This window comes from Amycolatopsis rhizosphaerae (assembly GCF_007713715.1).
GTDB classification, from domain to species: Bacteria; Actinomycetota; Actinomycetes; order Mycobacteriales; family Pseudonocardiaceae; genus Amycolatopsis_E; species Amycolatopsis_E rhizosphaerae.
In genome coordinates, this window is record NZ_VJWX01000019.1 from 1 (window position 1) to 19222 (window position 19222).

The window sequence follows — 19222 nt, forward strand, 5'->3', positions numbered from 1 at the left end:
GTGAAGGGACCCTTCACGGCCAACACTCACGCGATTTTGCCGGGACCCTGGCAAATAGCACCATGAGGGGGCCCCTCACGGCAGCAGTCGACGGGACTTACGAGTCGAAGGAGCCGTGGCGGCCGGCACCGGTGGCGAAGCGGGTCGCACCGGCGACGGTGTCGGAGGCCAGGGAGACCAGGCCGTGCTCGAACTCGTTGGCCAGGGCCCGTTCCTCGTCAAGGCCGTGCTGTTCCAGCACCGATGCCCGGTCCTGTCGCAGGCAGGTCTGGGGGAACGCGGCGATCCGCCCGGCCAGTTCCCGTGCCGCGGCGAGGGCCTGCCCGGCCGGGACGACGCGGTTGGCCAGCCCGATCCGCAGCGCCTCTTCGGCGTCCACCGCCCGCCCGGTGAGGATGAGGTCCATCGCCCGGCTCTCCCCGATGAGCCGCGGCAACCGCACCGTGCCGCCGTCGATGAGGGGCACCCCCCAGCGGCGGCAGAACACGCCGAACACCGCGGTTTCCTCGACGACGCGCAGGTCCGCCCACAGCGCGAGTTCGAGCCCGCCCGCCACGGCATGGCCGCTGACGGCGGCGATGACGGGTTTGGACAGCCGCATCCGGGTGGGGCCCATCGGCCCGTCGCCGGTCGGTTCGGTGCGGTTGGGCCTGCCCTCGCTGATCGCGGTCAGGTCGGCACCGGAGCAGAACGTGCCGCCGGTCCCGTACAGCACGGCGACCGCCGCCTCCTCGTCCTGCTCGAAGGCGCGGAACGCCTCGGTGAGCGCTTCGGCCGTGGCGCGGTCGACGGCGTTGCGGCGTTCCGGGCGGTCGATGCCGATGGTGGTGACCGGTCCGTGCCGGTCGACGAGCACGGTGCTCATGATTCCTCCCCGTCCGCGTTCGTCCACAGTGGATCACGCAGTGCCCGGCGCAGGATCTTGCCCACCGGTGACTTCGGGATCGTGTCGACGATGTGCACCCGCTTGGGCACCTTGTACCCGGCCAGCGCCGCGCGAACACTGTCCCGCAGTTCCTCCGGGGAGACCGAAGCGCCGGGCCGGAGTGCGACGAACGCGGTGACCGCCTCCACCCAGGTCGGGTCGGGTGCGCCGACCACCGCGCATTCGGCTACGGCCGGATGCGCGGAGAGCGCGTCCTCGACCTCACGCGGGTAGACGTTGTAGCCGCCGGTCACGATCATGTCGCTGGCCCGGTCGACCAGGTACAGGTAGCCGCGCTCGTCGCGGCGCGCCAGGTCGCGGGTGCGCAGCCAGCCGTCCCCGGCCAGTGTCTCCGCATCGAGTTCCGGGGCGTTGTAGTACCCGGCCATGGTGAACGGCGCGCGCACCCGGATCTCCCCGATCTCGCCCGGCGGCACCGGGTTGCCCGCCGGATCGGTGAGCACGATTTCCGCGTCCACCGCCGGATGTCCGCACGAGCCCAGCAGCGCGCCGCCCTCGGCGTGGTCGGCCTTGGACAGGACGGTCTGGCACAGCGGGGCTTCGGTCTGCCCGTAGTACTGCACGAACCGGTGGCCGAGCCGGTCGATCCCCTGTTCCAGGATCGGCCTCGGCATCGGGCTCGCCCCGTACACGACGGTGTCCAACGTGGACAGATCCGCCCGGTCCAGCACTCCGGTCGACAGCAGCATGCCGAGCATGGTCGGCACCACGTTCACCGCCGTCACCCGGTGCCGGTCGATGGCATCCACATAGGACCGTGGTTCGAAACCGGGCAGCACGACCGCCCTGGCGCCACGGATCCAGTAGGGCAGCACGAAGGTGCCGCTGGCGTGGATGAGGGAAGCGGCGTGCAGCATGGCGTCGTCCGGCCCCGGAGATACCAGGTTTGCCAGGATGTTCGCGGCGATCGCGGCGTAGCTCGCCTGTGTGTGCTGGGCCGCCTTGAGTTTTCCGGTCGTGCCCGAGGTGTAGAGCGCCAGCATGACGTCGTCGGGCGACACCGGGACCATCGGATCCGCGCCGCTCGCCGCCTCGGCCTCCGCCACGAGGTCGGCGTCCACGGCGCGCTGCTTCTCGCCCAGTCCGGCCAGGCGGAGCCCGTCCAGTTCGGACGCGAGGGTGACCGCCCGCTCGGTCAGTTCGGCGCTGTGGACAAGGACGCGGACGCCGGTTTCGTCCAGCATCCTGGCCTGTTCGGGCACGGACAGCCGTGCGTTGAGCGGGACGCGGGTCAGCCCGGCCTTGAGGCAGGCGAAGTCCAGCGGGATCGACCAGCCGCCGTTGTCCACCAGCAGTCCCACCCTGGCGCCCGGGCGCAGGCCAAGGCCGAGCAGTGCGTTGGCGAGCCGGTTGGCCCGGTCGTCCACCTCCGCGTAGGTGTACTCCCGATCGCCGACCACCACGGCCACCCGGGTCGAGAATCGCCGGGCACCCCGTCGCACCAGTTCCGCCGCGAGCATGGCCCGAAGAATTTCACAGTCCATTTGGACTGTCAACGCTCGCTTCGTACCCTGATCCCGTGTCCACGACCCGGCGGGAGCAGCGCGAGAGAACCCGGCAGCACCTTCTCGACACGACGGTGCGCTGCCTCGTCGAGTACGGCTATTCCGGCACCACCACCCACCGCGTGCAGGAACGCGCGCAGGTGTCGCGGGGCGCGCTGCTGCACCACTTCGCCTCCCGTGCCGAGTTGTTCGCCGCCGCGATCCGGTACATCGCCGGGGAGCAGCTCGAACGGTTCCGTGCCGCGGTGGCCGGGGCGGATTCGCTACGGCACCTGGTCACCGAACTGCGCAGGGCGATGTCCGGGCCGCTCTTCCTGGCCGGACTCGAACTGTGGATGACCGCGCGCACCGATCCGGTCCTGCGAGCGGCGCTGCTCCCTGCCGAGCGGCGACTCGGCAGGGAGCTCCGGCAGGCCTACTTCGCCGTGGTGAAGCGGGACGACGCCGAGAGCCGAACCGCCTTCGAGGCCCTGCTCATGCTGCTCAGGGGCCTGGCGCTGACCAGCGTGCTGCGCGAAAACCCCGAGGTCGCGGACGCGGTGGTCGAGCAGTGGCTCACGCGGATGGCGCCGGAGCAGTCCGCCTGACCGGGAAGGCATGCCGCCGGGCGCCCAGCACCACGGCCAGCACCGGGATCAGCAGGACGAGCACGCTCCACGGGAACGACGCCGGGCCGGTGAGGTCGAGGAGCACGCCGCCGATCACCCCGCCGCCCGCCATCGACGCGTTCCACAGCGTGACGAGCATGGCCTGCGCGGTGTCCGCCGCCTCGCCGCCCGCGACCCCGGCCGCGGTCTGCAGCAGCGTCGGCACCCCGCCCCAGCCGAGTCCCCACAGCGTCACCGCGACGTACACCAGCGGGCGGCTCTCACTGGTCGCGGCGAGGATCGCGGCCGCGACGGCGACCCCGACGGTGGCGGCGATGGTCAGTTTCCGCGGGATGCGGTCGATCCACGCGCCGACGATCGCGATGCCGGCCAGCGACGCCGCGCCGAAGACCAGCAGCACGAGGTCGATGGCGCTCCCCATGCCCAGCCGGTCGAGGAAGGTGGCCAGGTAGGTGTAGAGGATCGTGTGGGCCAGCACGAAGGCGAGGGTGACGACCAGGATCGGCGCCACCCCGGGCACGCCGAGTGTGGCCAGGATCGGGATCCGGCCCTCCCGTCGTTGGCCGGACTGATCCGGGACCAGCGCCACGATCCAGCCGAGGAGGATCACCGCGAGCACGGACATCACCGAGAAGGTGACCCGCCAGCCCAGTGCCGCGCCGAGGAAGGTGCCCGCGGGAACGCCCAGCGACAGGGCGAGCGGGATACCCGCCATCACGATCGCGATCGCCTTGCCCTGCAGCGGTTCCGGTGCCAGGCGGCGGGCGTAGCCGGCGAGCAGTGCCCACACCACGCCCGCAGCGATCCCGGCCACGAACCGGGCGGCCATGGTCAGCGGGTAGGAGGCCGACAGTGCCGTGGCGGTGTTGGCCAGTGCGAATCCGGCGACCCCGGCCAGCAGGAGGCGTTTGCGCCGCCAGCGCGAGGTCACCGCGGTCAGGGGGATCGCCGAGAGCGCGGTGCCGGCCGCGTAGATCGTCACCGCCTGCCCCATCGCGGACTCGCCGACGCCGAGGTCGGTGCTCATGGCCGGGAGGACGCCCGCAGGCAGCGCCTCGGTGAGCACGGTGATGAAGGCCGCGGTGGCCAGCGCCATCAGCGCGGGCAGCGGCATCCGGGTACTGGGGGAATCGGAAAGCCGTGTGCCGAGTTCTTGCATGACGGTATGCTCAAACCTTCACATTGATGTGAAGGTCAAGTCGGCCGGTTGTGAGGTGGTGCACATGAGGATAGGCGAGTTGTCGGAGCGCACCGGGACGCCGCGACGGCTGTTGCGCTACTACGAGGAACAGGGCCTGATCATCGCCCGCCGCGCGGCCAACGGCTACCGCGAATACGAAGGGTCCACTGTGGATCGCGTGCTGCAGGTCAGGGGCCTGCTCGACGCGGGGCTGCCGACCCGGATCATCAAGCAGATCCTGCCCTGCCTGGACAAACCGAGGACCATCTACTTCGAGGACGCGACGCCCGAGATGCTCGCCACCCTCGAACACGAACTGGAGCGGATGACCCACCGCATCCACTGCCTGGCCCGTAACCGTGACGCCATCGCCGAATACCTCGACGCGGTGCGCAGCACCCGCGCCTGACCACTCACTCCGCCGCCGCGCGCATCGCCCGGCCGATCTCCTCGGTGTGCACGACCTCGTGGTCCCACCGTCCATGCGGCTGGGTGTGCAACCGCCAGTAGTGCTCGGCGATGTCCCGCGGGTCGAAGGCGGTGCCGGGGGCGACCGGACCGCCGATGGTCACGCTCGCCGCGTGCACCCCGGCCGCCCCGTAGCGCTGGTCGATCAGCGCGACCAACGTCCGCACGCCCGCCTTGCCCAGCGAGAGACTGCTGTACTCCGGCTTGGGTTCCGGCATTCCGCCGGTGACGAGGAAGGTTCCGTTGCCGCGCCCGGCCATCGCGGGGGCGAGGTGGGCGGCGGTGACGATCGCCCCGCCCACGTTGACCGCCCAGGCATCCAGATGGTCGCGGAGGGACGTGCCCTCCAGTGAGTGGGCTTTGACGCGTGCGGCGTTGTACACCACGACATCCGGGAGTCCGAACCGTCCGTTGGCGACGTCGAGGGCGGTACGCAAGGCCGTTTCGTTGGTGGCGTCGGCGGTCAGCGCGAGCGTCGGAACACCAGTGAGCCGCGCGGCGGCCCCTTCGACCGTTGTCTTCGAGCGCGCCACCAGCATGATCGAGAACCCTTCCCGGGCAAACCTGCGCGCCACCGCCTGCCCGATTCCCGGGCCTGCCCCGATGATCGTCGCTACCGGCATGGCTCCTCCTTTCCCGCGTCCGACCGTGACACGCGGAGGCTAAGGCCTGACATCGGTGGCAAGGTCAAGCGCACCAAAACAGTAGCCATGTACATAGTAGCCATGTATAGTATCTGGCATGAGTGCAGCATCGAAGGGGTCGACGCCCGGGTATCTGGTCTGGCGGCTGTCGAACAAGTGGCGGGTGGCCGTCGATCGTGCACTGGCGCCCCTCGGGCTGACTCATGCCCAGTACGTGCTGCTCGCGTCGCTGTACGGCATGCAGCGGTCCGGAAGCAACCCCAGCCAGCGCGAACTCGCCGACCACGCCGGCCTCGAAGCTCTCTACACGTCCAAACTGGCCCGGACCCTCGAAGCGGACGGGCTCATCGAACGGACTCGTGACCCTCGGGACAGTCGTGCCGTCCGGTTGGCGCTCACCGAACGGGGGCGCGAGAAGGTCCGGCCGGCTCTCGCCGCCGTCCAGGTGCTGTTGGGTCGTCTCCTCGCGCCCCTCGGTGGTCTCGACGGCCCGCGCACTGCCGAGTTCATGCGCGACCTCACCGCATTACTCGAAGCCCCACTCGATTAGGAAGGAATATCTCGTGCCCGAGATCGATGTTCTCGACTCCACCATGCACTACGAAGACACCGGAAGCGGTCCTGTTTTCGTCTTCCTGCACGGCAATCCCAGTTCCTCCCGGCTGTGGCGCAACGTGCTGCCGAAGGTGGGAGAAGGGCGCCTGCTCGCGCCGGACCTCATCGGCATGGGGCGTTCCGGCAAGCCGGACATCCCGTACCTGTTCGCCGACCACGCCCGCTACCTCGACGCCTGGTTCGACGCACTTGGTCTCGACCAGGTCGTGCTGGTCGGTCACGACTGGGGTGGCGCGCTCGCCTTCGACTGGGCGTCCCGGCATCCCGACCGGGTGCGCGGTATCGCGTTCCTCGAAAGCATCGTGAAACCGTTGGCGTGGGGGGAACTTTCCCCGCAGGCGCAGAAACGGACCGAATTGATCCGCACTCCCGGCGCGGGAGAGGAAATGGTGCTCCAGCAGAACGCGTTCGTGCGCACCGCGTTCACCGGGGGCGTGCGCACGCCGCTGCCGGAAGAGGAACTGGCGGAATACCTCGCTCCGTACCCCACGCCCGAAAGCCGGCGTCCGATCCTGGCGTGGGCGCGTCAGATGCCGCTGGGTGGCGAACCCGCCGAACTCATCGCCAGGATCGAGGCCTACGACGAGTGGATGGCCACCAGCCCGTCCGTGCCGAAACTGCTGATGACCTTCGAAGGTTCGCCCACGCTGGCCATCGGCGAGGCAGTGGCCAAATGGTGTGCGAACACCTTCGCCGCGCTGGAGACCGTCTTCTGCGGCGAAGCCGGGCACCACGCCCCGGAGGACCGCCCCGAGGAGATCGCGGCCGCCATTTCGGCCTGGGCGGACCGCCACGGTTTTCGTGGTTAGTCCCCTTCTTCGGAAAACTCCTTTTTCCGGTGAATGCCGGAATGATTCCCCGGTGTGTTGATTCGGAACGACTTTAGTATTGTTTTTGTTTGGAATTCACCACCGAGATCTGTTCGCGCCAGTGGTGGCTGTCCATCATTTCCAGTCGACGGGGCCGCGGCGGGCGGCCCTTCGACTGGGAGGACCGCCTTATGCGCAAACAACTCTTCGCCGTCTGCGGCTCGATCGTCCTCGTGCTGGCCGGAGGTACGGCGGCCCACGCCGACACGTTCGCCGCCACCTGCGGCATCGTGGACGGCAAGGCCGATTCCTCGTGCACTCCGGGAGCCTTCAATCCGGACGTCACGCAGGACACCATCGGTTCGACGATCTGCGTCTCCGGGTGGACCGCCACCGTGCGCCCGCCGTCGACCTACACCACGAACCTCAAGAACGAGCAGAAGCCCGAATACGGCGAGGAATCCATCCCCAACTCCGAACTCGAAGAGGACCACCTGGTCCCGCTCGAACTCGGTGGAGCGCCCAAGGACCCGAACAACCTGTGGCCCGAGCCGAGGGAAAGCGCGGGCACCACGGGCGGCGGTCAGGCCGCCGAGAACAAGGACACCGAGGAGAACTCGCTGAAGAAGGAGGTGTGCGCGGGCACGATCACCCTCGACGAGGCCCGCCAGCAGATCCTCGCGGACTGGACGCACTGATCGCGGCGCGGGTCCGGCCACCCGGCCGGACCCGCCCGGTCGTCCGCTGCGGACTTCAGTCGTCGAGGATCGTGTGCCGGTAGACGGAACGGGTCAGCCTGGTGATCCGGTCCGCGGATTCCTGCCAGGTGGTCGTGGTCGGTTCGAGCGTCAGCACGACGACGATGGTGCGGTCGCACGGTCCCACGGTGCCGGTGGTGTGCATGGCACGGTTGGTGAGGTCGATCCCGTCGGCCGTCGCGTCGTCCCCGCTCGATGCGATCCTCGCCGCCGCACGCACTTCCGGGGAGTTGAGCACGCGCTGGGTGACGGGATCCTGGCTCGCGCACTCCTGGCCGGGCGCCGGGGCGGCGCCGAAACCGGACCAGCCCTGCTTGACCCCGTGCGGTAGTTCCCCGACCGCCGACGGGATGCCGAAGGACTGGTCGAACCCGTCCGAGGCGCACTGCGTGGCCTCGTGCAGGTTGTCCATGATGAAGTCGCGGTACTCCGGGTTCGCCCGGTGCAGCAGGTACCGGTAGGTCTTGACGATGTCCGCGGCGCTGATCGCGGTGTAGCCCCACATCCCCGGCTTCTCCGGCGGCGCGGTGTCGGTCAGGCCGATCAGTGCGACCATCCGGTTGACGATCTCCTGCCAGCCGTCGCGGACCCACAGGGTGCTCGCGGCATCGTCGTTGCTGGACCGCAGCATCGGCTGCAGCAGGGCCAGATCCTCGGCCGGGATCTGGTAGCCGGGGCCGTGTGATTCGAGGTAGTCGAGCGCGATGAAGAGCTTGACCACCGAGGCCGAGCGGTACTGCCTGTGCTCATCGGCGCCGAAGGTGTGCCCGGTTGTCTGGTCGAAGGCGAGATAACTGGCCGTCATCCCGTCCGGCAGGTCGAGGCTCGCGGCCGAGGCGGCGGGCGTGACCACGGCCAGTGCCGCCGCCGCACCCGTCAGGATCGCGGCGAAGCGCCGGAATCTCCCCATGTGAAACACCCACACTTTCTGGATCAAGTTGGTGTGATCCGAACAGTAGCGGGTTGGTGATCAAGCTCTGTCCCGAGGTGCGTTCCCCGGCCGCGGGGCGGGAGGATGGCTGGGTGCGAAGGCTTTCGTTGTCGTTGATCACGGTCCCCCTCCTTGTCGCTTGTGGACCGGCGCAGCCGGACGACGGGGTGCCGACACCCGCGCCGGCAACCGCATCGGCAACCGTGTCGGCACCCGGACCGACATCCGCAACGGCGGTTTCGTTTCCCGCCGGCCAGGCGTTCGACTACCAGTTGGGTGGCGCCTACGAGCCGCCCGCTCAGGTCCGGGTCGTGGTACGGGACAGCACCGCTCAGGCCTCGCGGGGGCGGTACAACATCTGCTACGTCAACGGTTTCCAGAGTCAGCCCGGTGATCGGGACTTGTGGTTGCGCGAGCGGGGTGATCTGGTGCTGCGCGGGCCGGGCGGCGATCCGATGGTCGATCCCGACTGGCCCGACGAGTTCATCCTCGACACCTCGTCCGAGGGCAAGCGCCAACGCCTGGCCGAGTACGCGGGCCAGGCGATCGCGCGCTGCGCCGCATCGGGTTTCGCCGCCGTGGAGATCGACAACCTGGACTCCGCGACCCGTTCCGGCGGCAGGCTGACCGTGGACGGCAATCTGGCGCTCGCCGCCGCGCTGGCTCGTACCGCGCATGCCGCCGGGCTGGCGATCGGGCAGAAGAACGCGGCGGAACTGGGTGACCGCGGACGGCGCGAGGCCGGATTCGATTTCGCCGTGTCCGAGGAATGCCTCGTCTTCGACGAATGTGGTGCCTACCGCGAGGCGTACGGGGACCGAGTCGTCGACATCGAGTACACCGACCACCTCCCCGGTTCCGCCGACGAGGTCTGCGCCCGTCCGGACCGTCCACAGGCGACGATCATCCGGGACCGGAAGCTCGTCGCGATCGAGGAGGACGGCCACTACTACCGGCGTTGCTGACCGGAGGGGGACGCCGTCAGAGCCGGTGGATCTCCTCGATCAGTTCGATCACCCGGACCGCGTCGTGCGGATCGACCGGCAGTGGGGCGTCGCCGCGCAGTGATTCCGCGAGAGCGGCGTAGAAGTCCGCGTAGGCGCCGGGCTCGGTCGGCACCGGTTCCTCGGATCCGTCGATACCCAGCCGTCCCCAGGCGGACTCCGCCTCGTGCCCGAAGGACGCGTCGGTCACCCTGGCTCCGGACAGCAGCGCCGGTTCCTGTGGATCCAGGCCGTACTTGGTGTAGGCGCCCGCAGAACCCAGGATCCGGAACCGGGGACCGACCTGGGCGGCCATGCTGCTCATCCACAGGTGCGAACGCACCCCGGTCTCGTGGCGCAGTACGACGAAGGTGTCGTCGTCGGCGACCCCGCCGTCGCGGCGCGTCGCGGTCTCCCGGTACACCGGCACGGCGTCGCCGAACAGCTGCAGGGCCTGGTCGATGAGGTGCGAGCCGAGGTCGTAGAGCATTCCGCCGCCCCGCGAAACGGGTGTTTCGGTCTTCCAGGAACTGGGGCGGTCCGGCCGCCACCGCTCGAACCGTGATTCGAACCGCCAGACCGCACCGAGCTCGCCCCGGGCCAGCAGGGCCCGCACAGTGCGGAAGTCCCCGTCCCAGCGGCGGTTATGGAAGGCGGTCAGCGGCAGCCCGAGGCGTTCGGCCTTCGTGACGAGCTCGCGCGCTTCCCTCGCGGTGACGGTGAACGGCTTGTCCAGCAGCACGCCGGTCCCGGCGTCGAGGAAAGCGTGTGCCAGTGCGGCGTGAGTGTCCGGCGGGGTGCCGACGACGACCAGATCGAGCTCACCGGCCTGCCGCAGCAGCGTGTCCGCGTCGTCCACGATCCGGGTGGCGGGATGGCGCACGGCGGCCTCGGCGCGGCGCGCCTCGTTTCGCGTGACGATCGCTTCCAGCCGGTAGCGCGGGTCCGCTTCGATGAACGGGGCGTGGAAGATCCGGCCGGAGGTGCCGAAGCCGAGGACGGCGGTGCGGATGGGCTCCATGCCGCCAAGCCTCTCAGCCGCCGCGACCGGATGTCACGAACCTCCCCTGCCCTTGAGTTCTACAATGCTGTAGAACTACGACATGACTGTGGAAGCAAGGGTCGTGCTGCTCTCCGCCCGGATCGGGGCGGGTCACGACGGCGCCGCCGCGGAACTCGCGCGCCGCCTGCGCGCCCGCGGGCTTCGCGTCGACCGTCACGACTTCCTCGACCTGCTCCCCGGCAGACTGGGCCAGTGGTTGTGCGACGCCTACCACCGCGAACTGGAGATCGCGCCCGGCAGTTGGGACTGGCTGCTCACCGCACTCGGCACCGCCCCGCTGGCCTGGCTGGCGGGCAGGCTCGCCGCACTGGCCGGGCCGAAGCTGCGCGCCCTGCTCGATCCGGCGCCCGCGCTCGTGGTGTCCACCTACCCGTTGGCCAGCCAGGCACTGGGCGGCCTCCGTCGCCGGGGTCTGCTGCCCGCGCCGGTGGCCGTCTACCTGACCGATCCGTCCGTGCACCGGCTGGCTGTCGCCCCCGGGGCCGATCTGCACATCGCGCCCAACCCGCATGCCGCGGCCGCCACCCGGCACCTCGGCGCGCCCCGGGCGATCACCGCCCAGCCGGTGGTGGCGCCCCCGTTCCGGCCCGCCGGTGCCGGGGAACGCGACCGCGCACGGGAGAAGTTCGGCTTCGGGCCCGGTGAACGGCTCGCCTTGGTGGTCTCGGGTTCATGGGGCGTTGGCGAGGTCGAGGCGATCACCGCCGACGTGTCGGCCACCGGAGTCGCCCGTCCGGTCGTGGTGTGCGGGCGCAACGAGGCACTGCGGCACCGGCTGATCGCGGCGGGGGTGCCCCATGTGCTCGGCTGGGTGGACGACATGCCGGAGCTCATGCGGGCCTGTGACGTCGCGGTCCAGAACGCCGGCGGGCTCACCACCCTGGAGGCGCTCGCCAGCGGGCTGCCGGTGATCACCTACCGCTGCCTGCCGGGGCACGGCAGGACCAACGCCCGGGTGCTCGACCGGCTCGGGCTGGTGCCCGCGGTCGCGGACCCGGCCGCGCTGGCCGACGCGCTGCTCACCACCAGGGCCGCCGGACTCCCGCCCGGCGACGACCCCGCGGCGGTGCTGGCACGGCTGGCCGGTGCCCCGGCCGTGAAGGTCACGGCGGCATGAGGGTCCTCCTGCCGGCCCTGCTCGCGGGCGCCGCGTTCCACGCCGCCCCGGCCGCCGCCTTCCTGCCGCCGCTGCGAAAGAAGTTCCTGCCCCGGTTGGCCGGAATCGGCGATCCCGGCCATGTGGCGCTCACCTTCGACGACGGCCCGCATCCGCTGTCCACCCCGCATTTCCTGCGCCTGCTCGAAGACCGGGGGGTACGGGCGACCTTCTTCCTGCTGGGTGACCAGGTCGTCCGCTCGCCCGGCCTGGCCGCGGAGATCGCGGGCGCCGGGCACGAGATCGCCCTGCACGGGTGGGAACACCGCTGCCTGCTGCGCCATGGACCGCGCCGCGTGCACGACGACCTGGCCCGCGCCCTCGACGCGATCGAGCGGGCGACCGGCCGGCGTCCGCGCTGGTTCCGGGCGCCGTACGGGGTGTTCAGCGGTGGCGCGCTGGTGGCGGCGAAACGCCTCGGGCTGACGCCCGTGCTGTGGACGAGCTGGGGTTTCGACTGGACGGCACGGGCCACCGGGGAATCGGTGCGGCGGACCGTACTGAAGGACCTTCGCGGCGGCGGCACCATCCTGCTCCACGATTCCGACCACGCGGCGAGCCCGGGCTCCTGGCGTTCGGCGCTGGACGCGCTCGGCCCGCTGCTTGACGAGTGTCACCGTGCCGGTCTGCGGGTCGGGCCGCTGGGCGAGCACGATCTCGTCCGGGCACGCGGTGGGCGCGACCCGGTAGATTTCGGGACGTGAGGAATCGGCGAGGTGGTGCGCGGCGGGCGCCCGGCGAACTGGAAGCCGAGGTGCTTTCCGTGCTGTGGGAGGCACAGGGGCCCGTGTCCGCGGGCGACGTGCAGCACCGGCTTCCCGGAGAGCTGGCCTACACCACCGTCGTGACCATCCTGTCCCGGTTGCACGAAAAGGGCGTGGTCACGCGGGAGAAGCACGGCCGCTCGTTCGCCTACCGGGCGGTCGACGACGAGGCAGGCCTCGCGGCCCGTCGCATGCGCAAGGTACTGGACAACGAACCCGATCGCGGCAGTGTGCTGGCCCGATTCGTGTCCGCTCTGTCCGAATCGGACGAACGAGTGCTGCTGGAGCTGTTGCGGCGGCACGAGGGCAAGGAATGAACCTCGAGGTCGTCGCGCCGTTCCTGTCGCCGTTGGCGGCCTGGCCGGTGGCGAGGTTCCTGACCCCGAAACTCCCGCCGCACTGGGCGAGCTGGCTGCTCACCGCGAGTTGCGCGATCTTCGCGGTCGCGAGCACGATCGCGCTGCTCGCGACCGCGCTGGCCGGATTCGTGCTGATCCCCACCGTCGCCGCGCTGATCGACCTGTCCCCGTCGGATCTTCGCGGCGCGGACCCGGTGAGTGTGCCGGAATCGGTGCTGTGCGCGGGCGCCCTGTTGGTCGCGCTGGCGGCGGTGGCACGGGCCGTCCTGCGGTACCGGCGGCGTTCGCGGCGCCTGCACGACGAACTCGACGGGCACAGCCGCGAGGGCGGTCTGATCGTGGTGCCGGACGCGGAGCCGCTGGCCTTCGCGGTCCCCGGGCGCGGCGGCCGTATCGTCGTTTCCCGCGGGATGCTCGCCGGACTGGCACCCGCCGAGCGCAGCGCCCTGCTGGCGCACGAGAACGCTCACCTGCGGCTGCGTCACCACGTCTTCCTCGCCGTGGTGACGGTTTCGAGCGTGCTCAACCCGCTCGTGCGCCCCCTCGGCGAGCAGGTCAGGTTCTCCCTCGAACGCTGGGCCGACGAAAAAGCGGCCCGGCGCGTCGGCGACCGCCGGATCGTGGCCACCGCGGTCGCCAAGGCGGCACTGGCCACCCGGGCGCACACCCCGTTCGCGCTCGCCGCGACCGGAGGACCGGTGCCCCGGCGCGTCGCGGCGCTGCTCGACGGCACCACCAGGCCCATCCTGGGGCCACTGGTCCTGCTGGGCATGGTGAGTGTCCTGGGCATCGCAGGCTGGGCCGCCGGGACCGCCTACGACGCGGCGAGCGAGCTGCACGCCGGTATCGAAACGGCGCACGTGAACCACGGCGGGCCGCACGGCGAACACTGCGGACGTCAGCACCGAAGGTGCGGCCAGGTCTGAAGGCGCGGGAGAGGGCCGGGAGATGAGCGAGAAGCAGCAGCGGCTCTTCGCCGCACTGCGCGTCCCGAACTTCCGCCTGTACTTCGCGGGCCAGGCGGTCAGCCTGACCGGCACCTGGATGCAGTCGGTCGCGCAGTCCTGGCTGGTCCTCGAACTGAGCGGCTCCGGAACCGTCCTCGGGCTGGTGATCGCCGCCCAGTTCCTGCCGGTGCTGCTCGCCGGACCGTACGGGGGACTGATCGCGGACCGGTCCGACAAACGGCGTCTGCTGCTGTTCACCCAGAGTGCGCTCGCGACGCTGGCCCTGCTGCTGGGGTTGCTCACGGTGACGCATCTGGTGCGCCTGTGGATGGTCGTGGTGTTCGCGCTGGCTCTCGGCACGGTCAACGCGGTGGACAACCCGACCCGCCAGACCTTCGTGCCCGAGGTCGTGGGAAAGGACCTGCTCGGCAACGCGGTGAGCCTGAACAGCGTGCTGGTCAACACGGCGCGCGCGGTCGGCCCGGCGGTCGCGGGCCTGCTCATCGCGGGGGTCGGCGTCGGAATGTGCTTCCTGGCCAACGCGGTGAGCTACGTCGCCGTGCTCGTCGCGCTCGCGCGGATGCGGGTGGACCGGCTGCATCCGGCGCGTCCGGTGCCGTCCCGGCCGGGGCAGCTCGTCGAGGGACTGCGCTACGTCCGGGGCAACGCGGGCCTGTGGGTGCCGCTGACCATGATGGCGCTGGTCGGCACGCTCGCCTACGAGTTCCAGGTGGTGCTTCCGCTGTTCGCCCGTGTCGCCATCCACGGCGATGCGCGGACCTACGGTTTCCTCACCGCGGCCATGGGCGCCGGTGCCGTGGCCGGCGGCCTCGCCGTGGCGGCGCGAGGCCGTGCCGGGGTGCTGCCGCTGGTCCTCGGCGCGACCGGGTTCGGCCTCGCGCTGGGGGTGGCCACGGTGGCGCCATCGCTGCCCACCGAACTCGCCGCGCTGGCACTGGTCGGGGTGGGCAGCACCGCCTTCCTGGCCACCGGCAACACCACCCTGCAACTGATCACGCGGCCGAGCTTCCGCGGCCGGGTGATGGCGCTGTGGTCGGTCACCTTCCTCGGCAGCACACCGATCGGCGGGCCCATCGTCGGTGTGGTCGCCCAGTTCTTCGGGCCGCGCGCCGGGCTCGGTCTCGGGGCCGCGGCCTGCCTGGCGGCCGCCGTGCTCGGGCTGTGTGTGCTGCCCCGGATTCCCGGGCCCCAGCGGCTCATTCCGCGCCCGGTCGCGCCGGAAGTGCCGCCGGTCACCGAATCCGACCGAAGCTGAACCGCTCGTCGTTGTCGACTTATCGACGACCTTCGCCTCTATCTGGTGAAGTCCGCGGTCCGTAGCGTCGGCGCGGGCCTGTGCCACGAAGGAGGGGTTGGCGATGGAGAACCTGCGCATCCGGGTCGAGGGATCACCGGCGGGAAAGGCGCTGATCCTGCGGGTCGAGGGAGAGGTCGACGCGCTCACCCTCGACCGGTTCGCCCGCCAACTGCGCCAGGTGCTCGCGTGCGCGGTCGCGGAGGGCGCGGTCGTCCTCGAACTCCAGCAGGTCCACTTTCTCAGCTGTGCCGGGGCCGAGGTGCTGGCCGAAGCGCAGCGCAGGTTCCGGGAGCTGGGTGTGCCGGTGGAGGTCAAGGCGAGCCGCGCCGTCCTTCGCGCCCTGCAGGTGACCGGGTTGAGCAAGCTGCTCTCCGTTCCCCCGGTGGTCGCCTGATCGCCAACCTCAGGTCGTCGCGCTGGTGAGCAGTGCTCGCAGCGGATCGGCCAGTTTCGGGCTGACGGCGACGGTTTCGCCGGACGAGAAGGTGTGCGGCGCTCCGCGGAGGTCGGTGACCACGGCACCGGCCTCTCGCGCGATGACCACGCCTGCGGCGGTGTCCCAGGGCTTGTTGGACAGCATCACGCAGGCATCGGTGCGGCCGTCGGCGACCCACACGAGGTCGAGCGCGGCCGAGCCGACCATCCGCACCCGCTCGACGTTCTCGGCGAGCGCCCGCGTGATCGCGAACCGGCGCCGGTTCCCCTCGGCGGCGTCCGGGCCGGTGTCGTAGTCACCCAGGGAAACGATGGCGCGGCCGAGGTCACCGTTGGTGCCGGCGTGGATGGGTGCGTCGTCGACGAAGGCGCCCCCGTCCTTCATGGCGTGGTAGGCCAGGCCGAGGAACGGCGCGACGACGACACCCACGACAGCCTCGCCGTCGTCGACGAGTCCGAGGGAGATGGCGCAGAGCGGCAGACCGTGCGCGAAGTTGGAGGTCCCGTCGATCGGGTCGAGCACCCACACCGGCCCCGCACTCGCGAGCGCCCCGCCGCCGTCCTCCTCACCCAGGAAGCCGAAGCCGGGGGTGGCGCGACGCAGATGATCGCGAATCTCGTGCTGGATGCGCACATCCAGTTCGGTGACCAGGTCCCGGTCGCTCTTCTCGCTGACCCGGCCGGGGCTCGCGGTGGTCATCAGGCGTCGGCCGATCTCGGCCGCGTCCCAGGCGATGTCGAGCAGTTCGGCGAGGTCGTTCACGGGGTCCATCCCATCGGACCGGCCGGGAATGCGCCAACCGGGGAACCATCAGCCGCCACAAGGGCCTCGTGCCGCTGCCGTTCCCCCGTTACATTGGTTGCGGATTGGGGGTTTTCGTGCTGGCTGAGGAGTTCGGCTACCAGGTTTCGCCACGACCGGCGGTCGAGATGACGCCCGCGGTCCAGGACATGGTGGACAAGCGCGTCGCCGCCCTGGGGGACGGCCCGGACAAGGTCAAGGACTCCGCCGACATCGGCTGTTTTGTCCTTGTCCTGGTGCCGGCGGTGGCCATCGCCCTGTCCACGCACGAGTTCACGGTGCTGGTGCCGGCCGTGCCGCTGGCCCTCCTGGTGGCGACCCTGTTCGGGAAATCGGTCGCGAAGACCAAGAAGGCCGGTATCGAGGCGGCGATCCGGACGATGGAACCGATACGCCGCGGCCCCTGGCAGGCCTGGCCCGGCCGGCTGGAGGAAATCCCCGGACAACCCCAGCGGAAGCTGCTCCTCCTCGGCCCCGACGGATCCGTCGCTCGCGAATTCCACTGCCTGGTGCCGGACGCCGGCTGGACCGGGCTGACCGACGGCCGGGGGTTGATCTGGTTCGTCGGTGATCTGCGGTTCGGCGGCATCGCGGGTCTGCCGGGCGGTAAACCGATGTGGTGGACCGGCCGACCCGTGGCCGACCCGAAACCGAAACCGCCCGCGCAGAGCGGCGTGGGCAAGGTTGTCGAAGAAGAGTTGGCTCGCGAAGCCGTCAAGTACGTCTTCGACAAATGGCTCTCCTGAGCCGAACGCGGGGCGGTGGGATTCCGGCGAAGGCGTCGTCGGAATCCCACCGGTACTCCACTGTGGACGACGGCGCTCACGCCTCCGATCCGGCCGCCGCACGGTTGACGTGACCGAGGAAGGTGAGGGTCCGGTTGATCTGTTCGGGCGATCCGAACGGAACGGCGATGAACTCGGTGGCGCCGGCGTCGGCATAGGCGCGCAGTTGCCGTTCCACCGCATGTTCGTCGCCGACTACCACGACATCCGCTGGTCCGCGTACGCCCTCTCGCTCGAACAGCGCTCGGTAGCTCGGCACCAGACCGGCTCTGCCGAAGTGCTCGCCGATCCAGGCTCGGGCCAGATCGGGGTCGTCGGTGACGGCGATGGGAAGGTTGACCACGATCCGTGGCGCAGGCTTCCCCGCGCCCTCGGCGGCCGCGGTGATTCCCGGCACCACATGCGTTCCGATCGTGCGCAGGCCGGTCCACACGACGACGGTCCCGTCGGCGAGTTCGCCGGCGACACGCAGCATGACGGGGCCCAATGCGGCAAGGAGCACGGAGGGCGCCTGCGCGCCAGGCGTCCGCGTCTGTCCGGCGACCTGGTAGATCTTGCCGTCGAACTCGACCGTCTCGCCGCGTAGCAGGGGCATGAGAACGCGGAGATATTCACGGGTATGCCGTGCCGGGTGCTCGAAACGCAGCCCGAACACCGATTCGACGCGCTCCCGATGACCAGGTCCGATGCCGAGCGTGAGGCGGTTGCCGACGGCTGCCTGCACGCTCAGGGCCTGGCCTGCCAGAGTCAGCGGGTGGCGCGGATAGGTGGTCACGACGGCCGTTCCGAGCGGCAGTCCCGGCACGGCGAGACCAGCGACCGTCGCGGCGGTGAGCGCGTCGGCGGTGTGCCGCTCGGCCCACCACGCGCCCCCCAGTCCCAGCTCAGCGGCGCGACGAACCTCGTCGACGATGTCCGTCATCGTCTTGGGGCCGTCGATTTCCATGCCGACGTTCGTTCCGATGCGCATGGCACGCTCCTCGTTTCACGCGGTGTCCGGCAGGAGTCAGGGCGCCACGGCGATCAGGGCGCGGTGGTGCTTGGGGGTTTCGATCTCGTCGATCAGGGCGACGGCGAGGTCCGCGTAGGAGAACGAGGCCGAGCCGGAGCCGGTGGGCATGATCCGGCTGCCACCGGTCCGGTAACGGCCGGTGCGCGCCGCTTCGTTGTCCAGTACGACGGGCGGTGGGGCCAGTACCACCCAGTCGAGGTCGGTGTTCGCGTCACGCAGCACCGCGAGCCCGGTTGCATGCCCCAGTGAGAAGGCCCTGTGCTCCGGCGGGAAGCCGGGGTCGTCGTGCACCGCGACACCGGGCGCGGTCTCCAGCATCGTGCCGATCCCGATCGCGACCAGCCGCGCGACACCGGCGCGCGGCAGCCCGTCCAGCAGGGCGCGGGCGGCAGGCGGGAAGAAGGTCTCCGACGGCACGTCAAGCCGAACCGCCGCGTTCACGGCCGCGTCGTGGCCCGCCGCGACCTCGGCCACGCTGTCCGGCCGGGTGACGTCACCGGCGACCACGGTCACCCCGACAGCGGCCAGGTCCGGATGCCGATCCGGGTCGCGCACGACGGCGGTGACCTGATGGCCCCGGGACGCGGCCTCGGCAACCGTGTGGCGCCCGGCCCGCCCACCGGCACCGAAAACGACGATCCTGCTCATGGTGGTTGCTCCGTTCGACGTGGCGGGTACTCGATCACCCGCCGACGCCGCGAACGCTATGTGACGACACCTTGGTTTCCGCAACGATAGTTACGTACCGTGGACACCGTGAGTGAGCCGCTGGACCCCGAGATGTTCGCCGACTGTTCCCCCGTCGCGGCGCCGATGCGGATCGGCGACAAGTGGACCGCCAAGATCATCACCTGCCTGGAGTCGGGGCCCCGTCGCTTCACCGAACTGCGGGTGCCCCTGCGGGGCATCACGCCCAAGGTGCTCACCGAATCGCTTCGGGCGCTGGAACGAGACGGGATGATCACGCGCACCGTCTACCCCGAAATCCCGGCCCGGGTCGAGTACGAGCTGACTCCGCTCGGCCGCACCCTCTTCGAACCGATGGCAGCCCAATGCGCTTGGACCCGCGAACACCTGCCCGAACTACTGGCCGCCCGCCAAGCGCACGAAAGCGCTACACACTGAGCCGCAGCT

General features: G+C 70.4%; 23 protein-coding genes. 14 read left to right on the forward strand and 9 right to left on the reverse strand.

Annotated elements, in window-relative coordinates; all coding sequences use genetic code 11:
- Positions 1-97: 97 nt before the first annotated feature.
- Both FNH05_RS03780 and FNH05_RS03785 read right to left on the reverse strand, forming a co-directional pair.
- Entirely contained in the window at positions 98-865 is a 768-nt protein-coding gene (locus FNH05_RS03780) for a crotonase/enoyl-CoA hydratase family protein (RefSeq protein ID WP_144585858.1), read from the reverse strand.
- Positions 862-2406, reverse strand: a complete 1545-nt coding sequence (locus FNH05_RS03785; protein WP_144585859.1) for a class I adenylate-forming enzyme family protein — start codon at positions 2404-2406, stop codon at positions 862-864. The genes FNH05_RS03780 and FNH05_RS03785 overlap by 4 nt, the downstream gene beginning before the upstream one ends.
- 59 nt (positions 2407-2465) lie before the next feature.
- On the opposite strand from FNH05_RS03785, the gene FNH05_RS03790 reads away from it, so the two are divergent.
- On the forward strand, positions 2466-3038 hold the full coding sequence (locus FNH05_RS03790; RefSeq protein WP_144585860.1) for a TetR/AcrR family transcriptional regulator: 573 nt from the start codon (positions 2466-2468) through the stop codon (positions 3036-3038).
- Here FNH05_RS03790 and FNH05_RS03795 read toward each other — a convergent pair.
- On the reverse strand, positions 3007-4218 hold the full coding sequence (locus tag FNH05_RS03795; protein ID WP_144585861.1) for an MFS transporter: 1212 nt from the start codon (positions 4216-4218) through the stop codon (positions 3007-3009). The genes FNH05_RS03790 and FNH05_RS03795 overlap by 32 nt on opposite strands.
- A 64-nt stretch (positions 4219-4282) precedes the next feature.
- Between FNH05_RS03795 and FNH05_RS03800 the strand changes: the two genes are divergently transcribed.
- Positions 4283-4648 (forward strand): MerR family transcriptional regulator, encoded by a 366-nt coding sequence (locus tag FNH05_RS03800; protein ID WP_144585862.1) that lies wholly within the window; start codon positions 4283-4285, stop codon positions 4646-4648.
- A gap of 4 nt (positions 4649-4652) precedes the next feature.
- On the opposite strand, the gene FNH05_RS03805 is transcribed toward FNH05_RS03800, so the two are convergent.
- On the reverse strand, positions 4653-5330 hold the full coding sequence (locus tag FNH05_RS03805) for an SDR family NAD(P)-dependent oxidoreductase (RefSeq protein ID WP_144585863.1): 678 nt from the start codon (positions 5328-5330) through the stop codon (positions 4653-4655).
- Positions 5331-5448: 118 nt separating this feature from the next.
- Between FNH05_RS03805 and FNH05_RS03810 the strand changes: the two genes are divergently transcribed.
- The 3 genes from FNH05_RS03810 (at position 5449) to FNH05_RS03820 (ending at position 7473) form a co-directional block, all read left to right on the forward strand.
- Positions 5449-5901 carry a MarR family winged helix-turn-helix transcriptional regulator gene (locus FNH05_RS03810; RefSeq protein WP_144585864.1) on the forward strand — a complete coding sequence of 151 codons (453 nt, stop codon included), beginning with the start codon at positions 5449-5451 and terminating at the stop codon, positions 5899-5901.
- Positions 5902-5914: 13 nt separating this feature from the next.
- Complete coding sequence (locus FNH05_RS03815; protein WP_144585865.1) at positions 5915-6775, forward strand: haloalkane dehalogenase; 861 nt, start codon at positions 5915-5917, stop codon at positions 6773-6775.
- Between the two features lie 191 nt (positions 6776-6966).
- On the forward strand, positions 6967-7473 hold the full coding sequence (locus FNH05_RS03820; protein WP_144585866.1) for a hypothetical protein: 507 nt from the start codon (positions 6967-6969) through the stop codon (positions 7471-7473).
- Between the two features lie 55 nt (positions 7474-7528).
- Here FNH05_RS03820 and FNH05_RS03825 read toward each other — a convergent pair whose 3' ends face one another.
- Positions 7529-8443, reverse strand: coding sequence for a serine hydrolase (locus FNH05_RS03825; RefSeq protein WP_246127502.1), 915 nt, complete (start codon positions 8441-8443; stop codon positions 7529-7531).
- 224 nt (positions 8444-8667) lie between these two features.
- Here FNH05_RS03825 and FNH05_RS03830 point away from each other — a divergent pair, with 224 nt between their 5' ends.
- Positions 8668-9429 carry an endo alpha-1,4 polygalactosaminidase gene (locus FNH05_RS03830; RefSeq protein WP_144585867.1) on the forward strand — a complete coding sequence of 254 codons (762 nt, stop codon included), beginning with the start codon at positions 8668-8670 and terminating at the stop codon, positions 9427-9429.
- A 16-nt stretch (positions 9430-9445) separates the two neighbouring features.
- On the opposite strand, the gene FNH05_RS03835 is transcribed toward FNH05_RS03830, so the two are convergent.
- Positions 9446-10468: a Gfo/Idh/MocA family protein gene (locus FNH05_RS03835; RefSeq protein WP_144585868.1), complete on the reverse strand. Its 1023-nt coding sequence runs from the start codon at positions 10466-10468 to the stop codon at positions 9446-9448.
- A gap of 82 nt (positions 10469-10550) precedes the next feature.
- On the opposite strand from FNH05_RS03835, the gene FNH05_RS03840 reads away from it, so the two are divergent.
- The 6 genes from FNH05_RS03840 to FNH05_RS03865 all read left to right on the forward strand — a co-directional run bounded on the left by FNH05_RS03840 (position 10551) and on the right by FNH05_RS03865 (position 15448).
- Positions 10551-11627, forward strand: coding sequence for a glycosyltransferase (locus FNH05_RS03840; protein ID WP_144585869.1), 1077 nt, complete (start codon positions 10551-10553; stop codon positions 11625-11627).
- A complete protein-coding gene (locus FNH05_RS03845; RefSeq protein WP_144585870.1) occupies positions 11624-12370 on the forward strand; it encodes a polysaccharide deacetylase family protein in 747 nt (248 codons plus the stop codon). The genes FNH05_RS03840 and FNH05_RS03845 overlap by 4 nt, the downstream gene beginning before the upstream one ends.
- Entirely contained in the window at positions 12367-12747 is a 381-nt protein-coding gene (locus FNH05_RS03850; protein WP_144585871.1) for a BlaI/MecI/CopY family transcriptional regulator, read from the forward strand. Before FNH05_RS03845 ends, FNH05_RS03850 begins: the two co-directional genes overlap by 4 nt.
- Positions 12744-13715: a M56 family metallopeptidase gene (locus FNH05_RS03855; RefSeq protein WP_144585872.1), complete on the forward strand. Its 972-nt coding sequence runs from the start codon at positions 12744-12746 to the stop codon at positions 13713-13715. The genes FNH05_RS03850 and FNH05_RS03855 overlap by 4 nt, the downstream gene beginning before the upstream one ends.
- A gap of 22 nt (positions 13716-13737) precedes the next feature.
- Positions 13738-15012 carry an MFS transporter gene (locus FNH05_RS03860; RefSeq protein ID WP_144585873.1) on the forward strand — a complete coding sequence of 425 codons (1275 nt, stop codon included), beginning with the start codon at positions 13738-13740 and terminating at the stop codon, positions 15010-15012.
- Between the two features lie 103 nt (positions 15013-15115).
- Positions 15116-15448 carry an STAS domain-containing protein gene (locus FNH05_RS03865; RefSeq protein WP_144585874.1) on the forward strand — a complete coding sequence of 111 codons (333 nt, stop codon included), beginning with the start codon at positions 15116-15118 and terminating at the stop codon, positions 15446-15448.
- A gap of 9 nt (positions 15449-15457) precedes the next feature.
- Here the strand turns inward: FNH05_RS03865 and FNH05_RS03870 are convergent, their stop codons facing one another.
- The gene (locus FNH05_RS03870) at positions 15458-16261 is read right to left on the reverse strand and encodes an inositol monophosphatase family protein (RefSeq protein ID WP_246127503.1); all 804 of its coding nucleotides are present in this window, start codon (positions 16259-16261) and stop codon (positions 15458-15460) included.
- 107 nt (positions 16262-16368) lie between these two features.
- Between FNH05_RS03870 and FNH05_RS03875 the strand changes: the two genes are divergently transcribed.
- A complete protein-coding gene (locus FNH05_RS03875; protein WP_144585875.1) occupies positions 16369-17037 on the forward strand; it encodes a hypothetical protein in 669 nt (222 codons plus the stop codon).
- A 76-nt stretch (positions 17038-17113) separates the two neighbouring features.
- Here the strand turns inward: FNH05_RS03875 and FNH05_RS03880 are convergent, their stop codons facing one another.
- Together FNH05_RS03880 and FNH05_RS03885 are read right to left on the reverse strand one after the other, a co-directional pair.
- Positions 17114-18046 carry an LLM class F420-dependent oxidoreductase gene (locus tag FNH05_RS03880; protein WP_144585876.1) on the reverse strand — a complete coding sequence of 311 codons (933 nt, stop codon included), beginning with the start codon at positions 18044-18046 and terminating at the stop codon, positions 17114-17116.
- Positions 18047-18082: 36 nt separating this feature from the next.
- Positions 18083-18736 (reverse strand): NAD(P)-dependent oxidoreductase, encoded by a 654-nt coding sequence (locus FNH05_RS03885; RefSeq protein WP_144585877.1) that lies wholly within the window; start codon positions 18734-18736, stop codon positions 18083-18085.
- 132 nt (positions 18737-18868) lie between these two features.
- On the opposite strand from FNH05_RS03885, the gene FNH05_RS03890 reads away from it, so the two are divergent.
- Positions 18869-19213: a winged helix-turn-helix transcriptional regulator gene (locus tag FNH05_RS03890; RefSeq protein ID WP_222426511.1), complete on the forward strand. Its 345-nt coding sequence runs from the start codon at positions 18869-18871 to the stop codon at positions 19211-19213.
- The last annotated feature ends 9 nt before the right edge of the window (positions 19214-19222 follow it).